At 55.4% G+C, this 15934-nt stretch carries 14 protein-coding genes; 12 read left to right on the top strand and 2 right to left on the bottom strand.

Annotated elements, in window-relative coordinates:
* Nucleotides 1-44: 44 nt before the first annotated feature.
* Together WMO26_RS07055 and WMO26_RS07050 are read right to left on the bottom strand one after the other, a co-directional pair.
* On the bottom strand, nucleotides 45-1433 hold the full coding sequence (locus WMO26_RS07055; RefSeq protein ID WP_349219233.1) for an MATE family efflux transporter: 1389 nt from the start codon (nucleotides 1431-1433) through the stop codon (nucleotides 45-47).
* A complete protein-coding gene (locus WMO26_RS07050) occupies nucleotides 1430-1879 on the bottom strand; it encodes a MarR family winged helix-turn-helix transcriptional regulator (protein WP_349219231.1) in 450 nt (149 codons plus the stop codon). Before WMO26_RS07050 ends, WMO26_RS07055 begins: the two co-directional genes overlap by 4 nt.
* Nucleotides 1880-2105: 226 nt before the next feature.
* Here WMO26_RS07050 and WMO26_RS07045 point away from each other — a divergent pair, with 226 nt between their 5' ends.
* The 12 genes from WMO26_RS07045 to WMO26_RS06990 are packed head-to-tail and all read left to right on the top strand — an operon-like array spanning nucleotide 2106 to nucleotide 15903.
* Nucleotides 2106-3332 (top strand): glycosyltransferase family 4 protein, encoded by a 1227-nt coding sequence (locus WMO26_RS07045; RefSeq protein WP_349219229.1) that lies wholly within the window; start codon nucleotides 2106-2108, stop codon nucleotides 3330-3332.
* Nucleotides 3289-4113 carry a glycosyltransferase gene (locus WMO26_RS07040; protein ID WP_349219227.1) on the top strand — a complete coding sequence of 275 codons (825 nt, stop codon included), beginning with the start codon at nucleotides 3289-3291 and terminating at the stop codon, nucleotides 4111-4113. Before WMO26_RS07045 ends, WMO26_RS07040 begins: the two co-directional genes overlap by 44 nt.
* A gap of 26 nt (nucleotides 4114-4139) precedes the next feature.
* Complete coding sequence (locus WMO26_RS07035) at nucleotides 4140-5519, top strand: hypothetical protein (RefSeq protein WP_349219225.1); 1380 nt, start codon at nucleotides 4140-4142, stop codon at nucleotides 5517-5519.
* On the top strand, nucleotides 5516-6289 hold the full coding sequence (locus tag WMO26_RS07030; RefSeq protein ID WP_349219223.1) for an ABC transporter permease: 774 nt from the start codon (nucleotides 5516-5518) through the stop codon (nucleotides 6287-6289). Before WMO26_RS07035 ends, WMO26_RS07030 begins: the two co-directional genes overlap by 4 nt.
* 11 nt (nucleotides 6290-6300) lie before the next feature.
* Nucleotides 6301-7092, top strand: a complete 792-nt coding sequence (locus WMO26_RS07025; RefSeq protein ID WP_349219222.1) for an ABC transporter ATP-binding protein — start codon at nucleotides 6301-6303, stop codon at nucleotides 7090-7092.
* Nucleotides 7093-7097: 5 nt separating this feature from the next.
* A complete protein-coding gene (locus WMO26_RS07020) occupies nucleotides 7098-9110 on the top strand; it encodes a hypothetical protein (protein WP_349219221.1) in 2013 nt (670 codons plus the stop codon).
* Entirely contained in the window at nucleotides 9091-10074 is a 984-nt protein-coding gene (locus tag WMO26_RS07015) for a polysialyltransferase family glycosyltransferase (protein ID WP_349219219.1), read from the top strand. The genes WMO26_RS07020 and WMO26_RS07015 overlap by 20 nt, the downstream gene beginning before the upstream one ends.
* Nucleotides 10064-11170 (top strand): polysialyltransferase family glycosyltransferase, encoded by a 1107-nt coding sequence (locus tag WMO26_RS07010; protein WP_349219218.1) that lies wholly within the window; start codon nucleotides 10064-10066, stop codon nucleotides 11168-11170. Before WMO26_RS07015 ends, WMO26_RS07010 begins: the two co-directional genes overlap by 11 nt.
* Complete coding sequence (locus WMO26_RS07005) at nucleotides 11151-12887, top strand: glycosyltransferase family 2 protein (RefSeq protein WP_349219216.1); 1737 nt, start codon at nucleotides 11151-11153, stop codon at nucleotides 12885-12887. Before WMO26_RS07010 ends, WMO26_RS07005 begins: the two co-directional genes overlap by 20 nt.
* Nucleotides 12888-12900: 13 nt before the next feature.
* A complete protein-coding gene (locus WMO26_RS07000; protein WP_349219214.1) occupies nucleotides 12901-13644 on the top strand; it encodes a 3-deoxy-manno-octulosonate cytidylyltransferase in 744 nt (247 codons plus the stop codon).
* Nucleotides 13641-15248 carry an aldolase catalytic domain-containing protein gene (locus WMO26_RS06995; RefSeq protein WP_349219212.1) on the top strand — a complete coding sequence of 536 codons (1608 nt, stop codon included), beginning with the start codon at nucleotides 13641-13643 and terminating at the stop codon, nucleotides 15246-15248. The genes WMO26_RS07000 and WMO26_RS06995 overlap by 4 nt, the downstream gene beginning before the upstream one ends.
* Nucleotides 15241-15903 carry an HAD hydrolase-like protein gene (locus WMO26_RS06990; protein WP_349219211.1) on the top strand — a complete coding sequence of 221 codons (663 nt, stop codon included), beginning with the start codon at nucleotides 15241-15243 and terminating at the stop codon, nucleotides 15901-15903. Before WMO26_RS06995 ends, WMO26_RS06990 begins: the two co-directional genes overlap by 8 nt.
* The last annotated feature ends 31 nt before the right edge of the window (nucleotides 15904-15934 follow it).

Genomic DNA, 15934 nt, shown 5'->3' with positions numbered 1-15934 from the left:
GGGCGATGCTGTGAGAGAGGAATATCCCTTTTCCCGGCCGCGTGCTATTGGTCCTTTCCTTTTGGCATTCGATCCGGATTTCGGGAGAGCACCTTTTTAAATTGAAAGGAAAAAAGAATCACAGTAAAGGTAACCGCCAGGAAATCCGCTACCGGTTCGGCCATATAGACCGCCATGGTTTTATCAGAAGGGAACAGTTGGGGCATAATATAAATGAGCGGAACAAGCAAAATAAATTTGCGCATGACGGCCACCATGATGGACGCTTTTGCATTTCCTAGCGACGTAAATGTCATTTGGCAGGCCATCTGGATACCCATCAGAAGCATGCAGGCCATATAGGTGCGCAAGGCGGTTTTGGTAAAGTCCAGAAGATCCGGGGACGAGGTAAACATAGCGGCGAACACCTGCGGAAAAAGCATAATGCAGGCCCACAGCAGGGTGGAATAGCAAAGGCTTGCCTTTAACAAAAGCCGGAATGCACCCTTGACCCGGTCTACCTTCCCAGCCCCGTAATTGTAACTGATAATGGGCTGCGCCCCTTGCCCAAGGCCTTGCAGAGGCAGCATGGCAAACTGCATGACACTGGTCAGAATCGTCATGGCTCCTACGGCAGTGTCGCCGCCGTACCGCAGCAGGGAGGAGTTGAAGCAGACGGAAATCACGCTTTCACTGGCCTGCATCACAAAGGAGGAAAGGCCGAGAGCTAGGCTCGGAAGCACAATGCTGGCTTTTAGTACCAGATTTGCTTTTTGAATTTTCAGGTGGGTCTTTTTCCCAAACAAAAAGGCTAGCACCCAGACACAGGACATGGCTTGGGAAAGGATAGTCGCTAGCGCCGCGCCCTCGACACCCATATCAAATCCAAAAATAAAAACCGGATCGAGGATGATGTTGGCAACCGCGCCAATGAGCACAGAAAGCATGCCGGTCCTCGCAAAACCCTGGGCCGTAATAAAAGCGTTCATTCCCAGAGTCAGTTGGACAAAAACTGTGCCGACAGCGTATATGTTCATATAGGAAACACCGTATTCAATGGTGTTCTCACTGGCGCCGAAGGCCATGAGAAAATCCCGGTTCCAAACCAGAAGGGCCGCCGTCAGCAAAACGGAAATAATGAGCTGCACTACAAAACAGTTGCCCAAGATTTTTTCGGCGGATTTGTGATCCCCTTTCCCCATAAAAATGGATGCCCGGGGCGCGCCGCCATAGCCGACAAATGCGGCAAACGCCGTGACAATCATAATCAAGGGCATGCACACGCCCACCCCCGTCAGCGCCGCCTCCCCTACCTCTGGAATATGGCCGATGTAAATACGGTCGACGATGTTGTAGAGCATGTTGATAACCTGGGCGGCTACAGTGGGCAGGGCCAATCTAAGCAATAGCCTGCCAAGCGGCTCCTTTCCTAAAAACTCCTTATCTTCATTCATACCTTTCCCCTCCTTATCAGTGCTCTTTTTGTGTTTTCCATCATCTTTTGGTTGACCCTGTCAAACAAGTCCTTTTCTTCCTGACTCAAGCCAAAAAACACTTCCTGGTTAAACTGGCTGCGGATGGCCTCCACTTCTTTGGTAACAGGCGCCGCGTCCGGCGTCAGAGAAAGGTGGATTTTCCTGCGGTCTTCCATATCCTGCCTGCGCCGAAGGAGAGATTTTTGAATCAATCCCTCCACCGCTTGGGATACGCTGCCCTTCGACAGCATCCGCAGCTCTACGATATCTGCGGCGGTATCTTTCCCGGGGTTATTAAAAAGGAAGCTGATGACAGTCGCTTCCACTAGGGTAAGCTGGTAGTCCTGGCAGACACGTTTGAGCATGCACTCATGCAGCTTAACCATGCGGCGGATGTTTGTCAGAAAGTCGGCCGGCCGGCTCATGCTTATGCCTCCTTTTTCACCTTTTTACAAAAAGTTTTTTAAAAAACAGTTTATTTAAAAACTATTATACCTATGATTCCAGGCATGTCAAGAAAAGCGACCCCTTGTAAATGAGACGGATCGCTGGGATCGGATGTACGATGGCCGCATAAAATTTAAGGCAACTGGTGACACTGATGGAAAGAAAGCAATGCGGCAGTCAATGTGCGGGAGGGTTGCGCTGCGTATGGAGAAGCACATTTTAATTGTAACCACCACCCACGATTTTCTCTGGAAGTTCGAGCGCGACAATGTAGACTTGCTCCAACGCATGGGGTATGTGGTTCATTACGCCGCCAACCTAAACGAGCCGGCCTACCGTTCGGATGAGGCCCGGTTCCAGGAAATGGGGGTTTGGGCACATCACATTGATATTGCCCGGTCGCCCTTTTTGTTTGCACAGAACAAACGGGCGCTGCGCCAGCTGCTGTGGCTGGTTCATCGGTTCCGCATCCAGGCTATCCACTGCCACACGCCGGTCGGTGGGGTGCTGGGGCGCTTGGCGGGAAGGCTTTGCGAGGGGCAGCGGCCGGTTGTCATGTACACGGCGCACGGCTTTCACTTTTATAAGGGCGCGCCGGTTTTCAACTGGCTGACCTATTACCAGGTGGAGCGGCTGCTGGCCCGCGACACCGACGTTTTGATCGTTATCAACGAGGAGGACTACCAGGCCGCCCGGCACTTTCGCCTTCGAAAAGGAGGACGGCTCTACAAAATCCCAGGCGTGGGGCTGGACACGGAGGTGTTCCGCCCCTTATCGGAAACCATGCGGAACGATCTGCGTGCCAGGCTGGGGTTGCAGACAAAAGATTTTTTCCTGGTCTCGGTGGGTGAACTCAACGAAAACAAAAATCAAGTGGTAGTGCTAAAAGCGTTGGAAAAACTCCGGCAGGAAGAAGCGGACGGGTTTTCCTATCGGTATGGGATTTGCGGAGACGGCTTTCTGCGAAAAAAAATGGAGCGATGGATTGAAGAACGAAAGATGCAGGATACGGTTACCTTGTACGGCTTTTGTCCAAACGTGGCGGAGGTCCTCGGCTGCGCGGATGCGGCGGTGTTCCCTTCCAAACGAGAAGGGTTGGGCATGGCTGGGTTGGAGGCACTGGCCATGGGGATTCCCGTTATTGCGGCGGACAACCGGGGAACGCGCGAGTACATGCAGGACGGAAAAAACGGGTTTGTCTGTCACAGCGGCGATGTGGACGGATTTGTGAGGGGGATCCGGGCGGTCAAAAGCCTGGATGAAGAGCGGAGAAGGCAGATGAAAGAGCAGTGCCTTCGTTCGGTGGAAGCGTTCGGCCTGGAACATGCACACCAGGTGATGCGCCGTATTTATCTGGACGTAGACGGGAGGATCGAGCCAAGTTCCTATGGGACAGCTTATCAAAGTCAGCATTATCATGGGGGTGTTTAACCCCAGCGACCGCGACCGGTTTCTCCGGGCAGTGGCCTCTTTAATCGGCCAAACCTTTTCCAGGTGGGAACTGATTTTATATGACGACGGATCCGACCCAGCCCATCAGCCGCTGATCCGGGAGGTAGCGGGGTTGGACCGGCGGATCCATCTGTTGCGCGGGGAGCGAAACCACGGCCTTGCCTTCGCTCTCAACGAGGGAATCCGGCTGGCAAAGGGCAAATTCATCGCCCGAATGGACGACGACGACATTGCAAGACCAGACCGGCTGCAAAAACAGGTGCTGTTTTTGCAGGAAAACCATCGGTACCAATGGGTGGGGTCCAACGCCCTGCTCATAGACGAGCAGGGCGTATGGGGGATGGAAACAAAACCGGAGTGCCCAGAGGCCCGGGACTTTTTGTTCAACTCCCCGTACATCCATCCTTCTGTTTTGTTTCGCAAAGAAACGCTGATGGCCTGCGGCGGTTACCGGACGTCCAGGGATGTTTTGCAGTGCGAAGATTACGAACTGTTCATGCGGCTGCACCAAAGGGGCTTTCGCGGGTTCAACCTACAGGAGCCGCTGCTATGGTATTGGGAAGGACGGGACTCTTTTCGTAAACGCACCTATTCCAGGCGCGTAAGGGAGATGAAGGTGCGCTACCGAGGGTTCCGGGAGCTTGGGGTGCTCAGCCCGGGTACGTTTCCTTACGTGCTCAAGCCCTTGGCGGTGGGAGCGATCCCGGCGTCCCTCCACCGGCGCATCCGCAGGCGGATGAAAGAAAAAAAGGAAACCTAAGGACAGCAGAAAGAGGGGAAACGGGGATGACGCAGCCAAACAGCGAAAAGCTTTCGCAGTACCAAGCCTATTTAAAGGAAAACCCACGGCTCTATGAGGCGGTCCTATCAACCAAAGCGGCAACGGACGACCTTGCGGCACAGGTCGCCCAGCATGTACTGGCCCCGGCGCTGGGAGGATTTGTCCAATGGCTGTTAACAAATGCCGTGCGCAACGGGATAAAGCGGCTGTACTTTCTCGCGCGGGACGGGTACTGGATGCATCAAATGGCCTTGCGCCTGTGCAAGGCGCTTCCATTGCCCATCGAGTGCCGGTATTTGTGCTGCTCGCGGTATTCCCTGCGTCTTCCCACCTATCATTTGGACAAGCAGGCAGCCCTTTCCTACGTGTGCCGCGGCGGGCTGCATGTAACCATGGGGACTATTTTACGGCGGGCGGGGCTGACGCAGGAAGAACAGGACGAGGTGGCGCATGCGCTGTCTGTCTCCTTAGGGGAGGAAGTCCCCCATGCAAGGCTGGGGCAAGTCCGCCGCCGGCTTTCCAGCTGTGCGCTTTTTCTTTCCTACATGCGGGCCCATTCAAAAAGGGCCTTTCCCGCTCTTACTGGTTATCTTCGGCAGGAAGGGCTGCTCGACGGGGAACCCTATGCTGTTGTGGACAGCGGATGGGTGGGATCCATGCAGAAAACCCTCGGCGATGCGCTGGCCCATTTGGGATGCAGCCGGCCGCTGGAAGGGTACTACTTCGGGCTGTACGAGCTGCCAAAGGGAACCGACCCAAACTGCTATCACAGCTATTGTTTCGGCCCTACCGGGCCGGTTGGGGAAAAGGTGTACTTTAACAACTGCTTATTTGAAGCGGTGTTCACCGCTCCCCATGGCATGACCCTTTCCTACCGGGAGGAAAACGGCCGATATGTCCCTTGTTTTGGATGCATTCAAGAAGAATATAAAAAGTTCTTAGAAAAAACCGGAGAAGTCTACACCGCGTACGCCCTCCAGCTTGCCAAAGCATCCGGCAGGGCGCTCCTTTCCCCTGCAGTAGTACAGGAGGACCGGGCGACTGTACGGCGTCTGCTGCGCGCCTTTATGGCGGCGCCTTCCAAGGAGGAAGCGGCGGTGTTCGGCAGCCTTCCGTTTTCCGACGACGTGCTCGATCAAAACGAGCGGCCTCTCGCCGCCCCTATGACGGAAGAGGAGCTGGCGTCCAGCCACCTGCTCGCAAAGCTGCTCTCCCGGGCGGGAAAGAGGAACGGCGCGCAACCGGATAGCGCCTGGTTTGAGGGAAGCGCAGCCGCCTATTCGGAGCATCCCGCCCGGCACCTGCGGCAGTACGCCTGGTTTCAGTACCTGCGGCACTGGCGCAAGCAGGCATTGTACCAAATGGAAAGGAGGAAGCGCCTGTGACCCGCGCCCAGCAAAGAAAGCAGCACGCTTTTGTCATCCGGCAGCTGACGGCCAGGGAACTCAAACGCAAATACGCCAGGTCTTATTTGGGGATCGTTTGGAGCGTGCTCAACCCGCTTTTGTCCATGGCGGTCCTTTCCTTGATTTTCTCCCAGCTGTTCCGCCGCTCCATCGACAATTACCCGATCTATTATCTGACCGGTTACATCCTCTGGCAAGCCTTTACCGGCGCTACCACCTCGGCAATGACGACGCTGGTGGACAACAAGGCGCTGCTGCTGAAGGTAAAGTTCCCCATGGAGCTGTTCGTTTTGACTAGGGCGTACACGGCGCTGATTAACCTGGGGTATTCCCTGGCGGCCTATGTGGTGATGCTGGCGGTTTTCCAGGTCACACCCAAATGGACAATGGCCTTCTCAGTGGTGATTATCGCCTGTTTGTTTTTGTTTGCTTTGGGGCTGTCGTACATCCTGGCGACGGCTTACGTGTTTTTCGGAGACGTCCGGCATCTTTACACGGTGGTGCTGACCCTTTGGATGTACTGCTCGGCCATCTTTTATCCGGTGGAGCAGCTGCAAGGCCCCATCCGCGCGGTCATAGACGCAAACCCGCTGTACGTATACATCCACTGCCTGCGAAAAGCGGTGATGTCAGGGGCTTTGCCCACCGGCTTCGAACTGGCGCAAATGCTGCTGTGGGGGGTTGGAACGGCCGCGGTGGGATACTGGGTGTTCCGGCGCAGCAAAAACCGGATCATGCAACGGGTCTAAAGGAGGCATACATGGGTATTTGGGAAGGGCACAGGCGGGCAAGCCGGCGGATGCCAAGAGACCCGGCGGTGGACATTGAGGTCAGAAACGTCACGATGGAATTCCGCCGAGCTAAGGATGAGGCGACCAGCTTAAAAGAGCTGGCGGTGCGCACCCTCCGCCGGCAGCATTCATACGAAACCTTCCGGGCGCTGGACCGGGTCAGCTTCTCCATCCGAAAAGGAGAGGTTGTGGGGATTGTGGGAACCAACGGCTCGGGAAAAAGCACGCTTTTGAAGATCATCTCCGGCGCGCTGGTCCCTACATGCGGCCAAGTGCTGGTAGACAAAAGCAAGGTACAGCTGCTTACCCTGGGCACTGGGTTCGACCTGGAGCTGACCGGGCGGGAGAACGTCTACCTCAACGGGGCGATCATCGGGTACACCAAACGCTACATTGACGAAAAGTACGACCAGATCGTAGCGTTCGCGGAGCTGGAAGGGTTTATGGAGGAGAAGGTGCGAAACTATTCCTCAGGAATGGTATCGCGGCTGGGGTTTGCCATTGCCACCGTCCGGGATACGCCAGAAATTTTGATTTTGGACGAGGTGCTGAGCGTGGGGGACTTGTTCTTCCGCAAAAAGAGCGAGGCGCGCATCCGGGAGATGATCCACGGGGGATCGACGGTGCTGATCGTCTCCCATTCCACCTCCGTCATCCGGGGGAACTGTTCCAAGGCCATCTGGATCGAAAAGGGAAAGCTGCGGGCGATGGGAGACCCGAAAAGCGTGTGCGACGCGTACGAAGGGATGAAAGGAGGGTAACCGTTTTGCGGGCATGTGTGTATAACCTGCTGGTCAACCGGGTGCCGGGCATCCGGGACCGTTACCAAAAGCGGCGAAACCAAAAGGGTACCAGCCGCTTGACGGCCCTTTTGTTCCTTTTATGGCTTAACGTGCAGTACTATCTGCTGTTTCGAAGGGAGCTGGCTTTTCCGGAGCGCTATCCGGTCTACGAAGAGCGGCGGCTGCCGGAGGGGGAAAGCGAGTCCTCCCGCTCTCAACGGGAAGATCCAGCTTCCTTTGCCGAGAAGCTGTCCCGCTGCGACGTGGTTTCCTTCGACGTATTCGACACCCTTTTATTACGGGTGGTGTCCGACCCCACCGACGTGTTCTTCTTTGTAGGGATGTCCCTCTCCTATCCAAACTTTCGGGCCATCCGGGTGGAAATGGAGAAAAAGGTGCGGGAGCAAAAGCGCAGGGATACGGGGAGCGGCGAAGTCACTCTTGCAGAAATTTGGGATGGGGTGGCGCCCGAAACCGGGATTGACAAGACGCTCGGCATGCAGACCGAGCTTTGGTGGGAAAAGGCATGCTGCATTGCCAACCCCTATATGAAGCAAGTCGTGGAGTGTCTTAGGGCAAAGGGCAAAAAAATCATTGCTGTTTCCGACATGTACCTCAGCAAAGGCCATATCCGTTCCCTGCTGTCATCCTGTGGATACCCGTCCGTTCTTGATTGCTTTATCTCCTGTGAATACGGCGTCTCCAAAGGAGAGGGAACCTTGTTCGACCGGGTGCAAGAACAGGTCGGGCGGTCGTACTCCTACGTCCATGTGGGCGACCACGAACATGCCGACTACCACCAGCCCCGGCGCCATCACATGCAGGCCTTCCTTTCCCTCAACGTTAATCATATCGGAAACCGATACCGCCCAAGCGATATGTCCGCCATAACCGGGGCTGTATACCGGGGCCTTGCCAACGCCCATCTCCACAACGGCCTGACCGCCTATTCCAAAGAATACGAATACGGGTATCTTTATGGGGGCCTGTTCGTTACGGGCTACTGCCGGTTTATCCACCGGTATGCAAAGGAGCACGGTATGCAAAGGCTGCTGTTCCTTTCCAGGGACGGTGCGGTGTTGCTTAAAGCATACCGGATGATGTACCCCCAGGAGGCCGACACTGCTGTATATGCGTATTGGTCGAGGCTGGCGGCGGTGAAGCTGGCGGCCCGGTATTACAAATGGGAGTATTTCCAACGGTTTTTGTATCACAAAGTGGATCAGCAGATCCCGTTAAGCCAAATTGTAAAAAGCATGGAGCTGTCCTGCATGCTCCCGGATTTATGCCGGCGGACTCACACAACCCCGGAAACGTTTTTGACGAATAAAAACGTCCATTCCGTTCAAAGCTATTTCCTAGAAGCCTTTGAAGACGTGCTCGCGCAGTACGAACCGCAGCGGGAAGCGGGAAAAGCCTACTACCAAAAGCTTTTACACGGCTGCGACCGGGCAGCGGCGATCGACGTCGGCTGGGCGGGCAGCGGCGCGGTCATGCTCGACTGTATGGTCAACCGCGTCTGGGGGCTGTCCTGCCCCATTACCGGTATCTTGGCGGGAGGCCCGTCCGCCCTCAGTCCCCAGGCGGACGGTGCAGAGCCCTTCTTTCTCAACGGGAAGCTTGTCAGCTACCTGTATTCCCAACGGGAAAACCGGGACCTTTGGAAGTTTCACGACCCGGCGCAGAGCCACAACCTTTACTGGGAGCTGCTGTTGGGTGCGCCCCATGGAAGCTTGAAGGGCTTTTATTGGGATGGGGACGGGAAGGCAACATGCCGGTTCCAAGCTTCGCCGAAAGAACCGCAGCGCATTGAGGAAATCCATCGGGGGGTGCTGGCGTTTGTAGAACAATTTCTCGAAGCAGAGCGCCGGCTTGCCATGGAAATCCCCATCAGCGGACGGGACGCTTACGCTCCGATGCTGCTCGCCTGCAGCCGAGGCAACCGGAAGTTTCGAAAAGGGTTGGAGGAGCTTTTGGATGATGTTCACATCGGATAAGGAAAAGGGCCGGCGGGCGGTGCTGTATCACGCGGTCAGCTCCTACCAGCTGCTGGAAGTCATGCTGCACCGGCTGATAAACCACGAAAAGGAAAAAGCGGTTTTGATTCTGCCGGACTTTATTACGCAAAAATATCCCAAGTACCAGAGGCTGGAAAGGCTCGGCCTGTTTGACGAGGTTTACCTCTTCCCCTACCTACGCATTCCTCATCGGGAGGAGGCAAGGATTTTAGAGGATGTCAGCCGGTGCTGCCAGCAGCGCATTCCCTATGAGATCACCGATTTTTCCGAAATTTACGTGGCCGGGGCGCACTTCTACTTCTCCCTTTACCTGATTGAAAACCACATCCCGTTCTCCTTTTTCGAAGACGCAGCGGGCATGCTCAGCCGGTGGAAGGAACACGATGAGGCTTTGAGCAAAACCTTTCCCATCCATGCGGCCATCGCTAGGAAATACGGGCTGTTCGACGGACGAAACCCCTATATCCGCCGGATTTACTGCCTGAAGCGGGCGCAGACGGTGAATGTTTCCGGAGAACGCTATGAGGATTTTTCTGTGGAAGAGGCTCTTCAAAATCTCTCCCGCCAAAAGCGCAAACAGGTGATCCGCTTTTTTATCAAGCGGCGCATCTGCACAAGGGCCGACGCCATCCTGCTCACCCAGCAGTACGCAAACCTGGGGATTATGACTCAAGAAGAGCAGCACCGTCTGTACGAAGGAATGCGAACGGCCATCCCGCCGAGTACTCGTCTGCTGATCAAGCGCCACCCGGACGACACGCTCCATTACCAGGACATCTTTCCCCATGCAAAAGAAATCAAGGAAGTATTCCCAGCCGAGCTGCTTCCCTACGTTTTTACACGAAAGCCGAAGGTGATCTACACCTTTGACTCCACCGGTTGCGAAAATCTCCATACACAGTTTCAAATTAGAAAGGTAAGAAGGGAACTATATGCCGAATAATCGAATTTTACTCCTTGTCAATTCTGTTTATCAATTACTGACGGCAGTGCATATGAAGTGTACTCTATTGCAAGAGGCAGCGATAGACCTGCTAGTATCCGACATTACCCCCGCGCTTAAAGGGTACATTCCTCGTCTGAGGGGGACGGGGCTGTTCGAACGCGTCCTCTTCGCAAACGTAAACGATCTTAATCGGTCGTATCCTCTAACGAAGCTGGACGCGTTAAACGAAGCGTTCGCAGATAGCAGACGCATCTTCCAATGGGTACTCAGCGACGACTTGGACGTATACGACGCGGTTTATTTTGCGAATTTTGACCTGTTTACCCGGATGCTGGCCAACTGGTACTATGCGCAGCTGTGCGAATTCGTATGGTTCGAGGACGGGTTTTCTTCTTACGTGATCGATTATCTAAAGGAGGACCGGGCCGCCGTTAACCGTCACAGGGAAGGGCGGCGGATCCAGGATAAGGTCAGGCGGGTGCTGCTGTACGAGCCGCGGCTGGCGATGCGGGGGGACGGGCTTCTCAACTGTCCGTTGCCCAAAATCTCGAGAAAAGACACCGCCTTTCGTTCCCTACTCAATGGGATTTTTGACTACCATAAGCCCGAAGACCCTGCAGATTTTATTTTTTTAGAACAGTCCTTCCGGGCGGAGGGGATCCAAAGCAACGACCTTGCTTTGATGAAGGAATGCCAAGAAACGGTGGGGCCGGGGCGGTTTGTTGTCAAACCCCATCCCAGAAATCCGGAAAACCTCCCCCTTCAAATGGGCCTAACCCGCCGGTATGACGGGGACGCGCCGTGGGAGCTGTTTTTGCTAAACGAGGGGGCGGCAGACAAAACCGTCCTGACCGTCTGCTCCAATGGGGCGCTGACGGCAAGCCTCGTCTTTGGAATGGACATGAACACGGTGATGCTGTATCGGCTGTTTGACGGGAAGGTGCTGTGGAAAGAGGACGAGATCCTCAAACGGTATTTGCAGACGTTCCAGCGGCAGTTCGCAGGGAAAAACTATTACGTCCCGCAGACTGTGTATGAGCTGCAGCATATTTTACGGTATTTGGGAGGGCAGCATGGAGAACAATCCCATTAAGGTTTCGATTATCATACCGGTGTACCAGGTGGAAAACTACCTGGAGCGAGCGGTGGACTCGGTTCTCGCCCAGACCCTGGAAGAAAAGGAGATTATCCTAGTGGACGACGGGAGCACAGACGCTTCCCCGCAGATCTGCGACCGGTATCAAGAACAGTATCCGGGCCTAGTACGGGTGCTACACAAGGAAAACGAAGGGCTTGGACTGACCCGCAACGCCGGAGTTCGCATGGCTAAGGGGGAATACGTGGCCTTTTTGGATTCCGACGACAGCGTGGAGCCGGACATGTATCAGGAACTGTACGACAAAGCGGTGGAGGGCGGTTACGACTATGTGATGTGCGACGTAAAGATCATCTACGTGGACGAAGGCCGAAGCTCCGTAGTGTCCTCTTACCCCAGGGAAACCATCGATCTCGCCGATTACATTGCCAACGGCAACAACATCACCTACAGCGTCAACAAGCTCTTTCGCAGAAGCATCTGGGAAGAAAACCAGTACGAAAAGATGCTGTTTGAGGACATTTCCCTCATTCCCTCTTTGGTCACCCGGTACCATCATGTGGGCTACATCCCCAAGCCTTTTTACAATTACTACCGCCGGTCCGACACCATTTCCACCACCTTTGCGGGAGAGATGGTGGACATCATTCAGGCGTTTAGCAACTTTCTCGACCGAAGCGACCCGGCCTACCGGGAAGAAGTCGTCTACTGCACGGCAAAGCAGCTTTACTGGAACATGCTGCAGTCCAGAGTGCTGTTCCAGGCGGACTTTATTGGGCTGCTTCAGAAATACAAAAAGGATTTCCTGTTAAACCCGTATCTTGCCAAGGACAAGCAGAGGAAAAAGCTGCTGGAATTCTTGGATTATGAGGTTATCCCGGAAACCTTCTTCTGTGTGCATTTGGGAAGGCCAATCCCCCTGGGCTACCTGGAGGAGATCCGCACCGATTTCCCAAAGGCGCGGCTGATTCAAGTGGACGAAATCAACTGCTCCGAAAAGGAGCTGCCCGGCTGTGTACTAAAAGCGCTGGAAGCGGGGAACCTTGGGTTTGTGGAGGAGTATTTGGCGCTTCGGCTGCTGTATAAGGAAGGCGGCATTGTGTTGAGCCCAGACATGCGGGCCAATCTCAACCTCAAGCGGCTGCGGCTCAACCGGGTCTTCTTCGGCTTTGACAGTGAAGAAGATCTGTTGGGCGGCTGCTTTGGGGCGCTGAAGGGGCACTACGTCATCCAGGCGCTGCTGGATTCCTACCGGGATGAGTCCATCTTCAACAAAGCCATGCTCCCTTTAAAAGACCGCATCCGGGATTTTCTGATGATACACTTTCAGCTGAAGGCAAACGGCCGCAACCAGCTGCTCAAGCACGAGGTCCAAGTGTATCTGCCAAGCGTGCTGGCGTACGACATGAAGGACGGGGACAACTGCTGCAAAAAAGCGCAGTACCCGGTTGCACAGGGGTACGAGGTGGTAAGCGATGCGGTGCTCAAGATGTGGTCCGACCGGCTGCTGGAAAACTGGAACCTATATAAGCAGGAGCGGGGCACAAAGGCGGCTGGGGGTGCAAGGCCGTCCCCGGCTGCGAAAGACCCGCCGACCCTTTCCCTGCAGGAGATGGACCGGCGTATTCAGGAAGTGGTGGACACGTACGAAAATTCAACCTGCTGGCGGCTGACAAAGCCGATTCGGGCCGTCGCCAGGCTGCTCGGAAAATAAGGAGGGAGTTTGGATGCATACGGTTGCAATCATTCCGGCGCGGTACCATTCCAGCCGTCTGGCCGGCAAGCCGTTGGAGGACATCTGTGGAAAACCGATGATTTGGTGGGTGTACCGCCAGGTAAAAAAAGCGAAGGGGATCGACGAGGTCTATGTGGCCACCGACCACGAACGCATCCGGCAGGCGTGCGGCCATTACGGCATCCCCTGCAAGATGACTTCGCCGGATCATCCCACCAGCACCCAGAGGATTTACGAGGTGGCCAGGCAGGTGAAGGCGGACGTATACGTCTGCGTCAACGGGGACGAGCCGTTGATACAGCCGGACTTGATCGAGCGGGTGCTCCCCCCGTCGACGGAGGGCTTCTTTGCCACCAACCTGATGGCCAAAATTCACCGGCCATCTCATGTGGTGGATGAGTCCAACATCAAGGTGGTGACCGATACGCAGGGCAATGCGCTGTTTATGTCCAGAAGCCCCATCCCCCACCCTAAGGCGGCCCTACAGTTTGACTACTATAAGCATCTGGGGGTGCTGGCCTATTCGCTGCAAGCCCTCGCGTTCTTTGCACAGACGGAAAAAGGGGAGCTGGAAAAAATCGAGGACGTCAACGAGCTCCGCTTCATCGAGCATGGGAAACCGCTGCGCATGATCCCGGTGGAGGCGGACACGCTGTCGGTGGATACGAAAAAGGATTTGGAATACGTTCGAAGCATCATTCGGGACCGGCTGGAGAGAGGAGAGGAAGAGGCATGAGCATTCAAGTTCTGGACTGCACGCTGCGCGACGGCGGGTATATCAACGACTGGCAGTTTGGAAAAAAGAACATCGCGTCCATTTTGGACAAGCTGGAACAGGCAAACATCGACATCATCGAGTGCGGGTTTTTAACCGGCATGGTGCAGGATGAGGAATGCTCGCTGTTTCACGACGTTGAGGGGATTGAAGCGGTGCTTCCCCGGCGGGAACGGACGTCCATGTATGTGGCGATGATCGCCATTGGGGAAAAAGAGCTGCACCCCTCCTCCCTGCCGCCTTACGACGGAAAGAGCATCGAAGGAATCCGGCTGACCTTTCACAAGGAGGAGGTGGGGCAGGCCGTCGAATGGGCGAAGATCATCATGGAAAAGGGATACCAGGTGTTCATGCAGCCGGTGGGGACGGTGTTCTACACCGATCTGGAGCTGCTGGAGCTGGTGGAAAAAATGAACCGCCTCAGACCCTACGCCTTCTATATTGTCGATACGCTGGGGAGTATGTACCGCAACGACGTGTCCCACCGGTTTTACCTGATCGACAAAAATATGGATCCGGGCATCCGTCTGGGGTTTCACGGGCACAACAACCTGCAGCTCGCCTTTTCCAACGCCCAGATTCTGGGAAAAATTCAGACCAAACGCACCCTGATCCTGGACGCCACCGTGTACGGGATGGGGCGGGGCGCAGGCAACCTGCCGACAGAGCTAATCACCCAGTATATCAACAAAAACATCGCGTCCCGGTACGATGTGACCATGGTGATGGACATTTACGACGAATACATCTGCGCGATCAGGAAACGGTACGAATGGGGGTATACGGTACCGTACCACATCGCGGCGAGCCACGTCTGCCATCCCAACTACGCCGCTTATCTGATCGACAAGCAGACGCTGACCATGAAGGACATTGAAAAAATCATCCAATCCATCCCGGGAAAGCACAAGGTATTGTACGACCGGGGGCTGATTGAACGGCTTTACACCCAGTTCCAAAGCAAAAAGATCGATGACAGCGCTTGTGTCGGGGAAATCACCGCGCTCATAAAAGGGCGACCTCTTCTCCTGCTGGCCCCGGGCAAAACCCTAACAACCCATGCCGACGCCATCCGGTCGTTTATCGAACAGGCGCATCCTTTTGTCATATCGGTCAACTTTGTCGATTCCCGCTACCAGGCGGACGCCTGCTTCGTAAGCAACCACAAGCGAATGGACGTGATTGAGCGGGATCTTCAGCCGCCGGCCCGGATGCGCGTCATCCTCACCTCCAACATCCCTTACCGTGCCGGGGAGGACGACTTGTTTGTCGATTACGATCAGTACACCAACGACGATGAGATGATTTCCGACAACGCGGGGCTGATGCTGCTAAAACTGCTGATCCGGTGCGGGGCGAAAGAGGTGTTTTTGGCGGGGTTCGACGGGTTCCTCCCCAGCGCGAAGGGGAATTATTACCGCCAGGAGCTGGACATTCCTCTCAAAGAAGAGGAGGCGCTGGAAAAGCAGCGCCGGATTCGAAAGCAGCTCAAAGAACTGTCCCGTTTCCTCAATCTTACGTTTTTGACCCCTTCGGTTTACGAGCAGGAGGAAGCGGATGTATAAGTGCGTTTTATTCGACATGGACGGTACCTTGGTCAATTCCTATGAGGGGATTTACCGGGCGTACCGGCAGGCATTTGCGTGTTTGGGCCTGCCCTTTCTGGGGGACGCCTTTGTTCAGACCGCTATCGGCGCACCTCTCCCCTTTGTGTTCGAGCATCTGTGCGGCATGAGCCGGGAGCGGGCTGTACAGGCCATCCGCTGCTACCGGGAATATTACGCAAAACAGGGGTGGCGCCAGGTGCAGGTTTACGACGGGATGCGGGAAACTCTGGGCGAACTAAAGGAGGCGGGCTGCTTTCTGGCGACCGCTACGCTAAAAAAGGAGACGTTTGCCAAGCAGATTCTGCAGGAAACGGGGCTGCTCTCCTTGTTCGACGCCGTGTGCGGGATGGACGAGGACGACCGGCTCACCAAGGCCGACCTCATACGCCGGGGCATGGAAGCGGCAGGCGCTCTGCCGGAGGAAACGGTCTTGGTGGGCGACAGCGAATTCGACCTGGCGGGGGCCGGACAAGCTGGAATCGATTTTTTGGCGGTCACCTACGGGTTCGGGTTTCGCACGCCCCAAGCCCGCGCACAGCTAAACGGCCGCATGCAGGCGGAAAGTCCCCGTAACATTGCCGCGCGGCTCAGGCAAGCGAGCGCGAGGGTATGAAAAGCGCCCGGGAAAATTTCTCCGGGCGTTT

This window comes from Solibaculum intestinale, from assembly GCF_040096205.1.
Lineage (GTDB): Bacteria > Bacillota > Clostridia > Oscillospirales > Acutalibacteraceae > Solibaculum_A > Solibaculum_A intestinale.
Note: the sequence above shows the minus strand (reverse complement) of the source record. Positions and strands in the feature narration are given on the sequence as shown.

Coding starts and splice junctions, on each gene's coding strand:
- WMO26_RS07055 (WP_349219233.1), bottom strand. CDS start 1,433: ATGAATGAAGATAAGGAGTTTTTAGGAAAGGAGCCGCTTGGCAGGCTA.
- WMO26_RS07050 (WP_349219231.1), bottom strand. CDS start 1,879: ATGAGCCGGCCGGCCGACTTTCTGACAAACATCCGCCGCATGGTTAAG.
- WMO26_RS07045 (WP_349219229.1), top strand. CDS start 2,106: ATGGAGAAGCACATTTTAATTGTAACCACCACCCACGATTTTCTCTGG.
- WMO26_RS07040 (WP_349219227.1), top strand. CDS start 3,289: ATGGGACAGCTTATCAAAGTCAGCATTATCATGGGGGTGTTTAACCCC.
- WMO26_RS07035 (WP_349219225.1), top strand. CDS start 4,140: ATGACGCAGCCAAACAGCGAAAAGCTTTCGCAGTACCAAGCCTATTTA.
- WMO26_RS07025 (WP_349219222.1), top strand. CDS start 6,301: ATGGGTATTTGGGAAGGGCACAGGCGGGCAAGCCGGCGGATGCCAAGA.
- WMO26_RS07015 (WP_349219219.1), top strand. CDS start 9,091: ATGATGTTCACATCGGATAAGGAAAAGGGCCGGCGGGCGGTGCTGTAT.
- WMO26_RS07010 (WP_349219218.1), top strand. CDS start 10,064: ATGCCGAATAATCGAATTTTACTCCTTGTCAATTCTGTTTATCAATTA.
- WMO26_RS07005 (WP_349219216.1), top strand. CDS start 11,151: ATGGAGAACAATCCCATTAAGGTTTCGATTATCATACCGGTGTACCAG.
- WMO26_RS07000 (WP_349219214.1), top strand. CDS start 12,901: ATGCATACGGTTGCAATCATTCCGGCGCGGTACCATTCCAGCCGTCTG.
- WMO26_RS06995 (WP_349219212.1), top strand. CDS start 13,641: ATGAGCATTCAAGTTCTGGACTGCACGCTGCGCGACGGCGGGTATATC.
- WMO26_RS06990 (WP_349219211.1), top strand. CDS start 15,241: ATGTATAAGTGCGTTTTATTCGACATGGACGGTACCTTGGTCAATTCC.